The organism is Globicatella sp. HMSC072A10, assembly GCF_001811625.1.
In the GTDB taxonomy this organism is placed as follows: Bacteria; Bacillota; Bacilli; order Lactobacillales; family Aerococcaceae; genus Globicatella; species Globicatella sanguinis.
Genome location: NZ_KV805651.1, coordinates 1 through 373, shown reverse-complemented (window position 1 = coordinate 373; position 373 = coordinate 1). Strand labels below are relative to the sequence as shown.

Genomic DNA, 373 nt, shown 5'->3' with positions numbered 1-373 from the left:
CCTTTTCATTTCCTTTTCGTGGTTCACATAAACGAATTTTAAATTGATAGTAATTAGATAAATGAATCATGCTGTCGGTAATGGTTTTCTCTGTTCCAATAAAGCTTTTAACAACAGTTCTCATATTATCGTAAGTAAAAACCGAAGGGATAAAGCCGATGTGACTGATAAATTTTGTGTGAACGTCTAATACACAAATTTGGGATTCTGATTGATAAATTCTAGCGAAACGATAATTACTGTGCGCCAAAGTAAATACAGCCAAAGAAAATGTTTTTAGCTTGTCATCGATAAATAATTTTATCTCTCCCCAATCAAATTCAACCTCATATCCTGGTTCCGCATGACGTCGGATAAATACTTCTTTTGTTTT

At 33.0% G+C, this 373-nt stretch carries 1 pseudogene; it reads right to left on the bottom strand.

What is annotated here, in order from left to right:
• Nucleotides 1-373: pseudogene (locus tag HMPREF2811_RS02695) on the bottom strand (DDE-type integrase/transposase/recombinase); the annotation flags it as partial.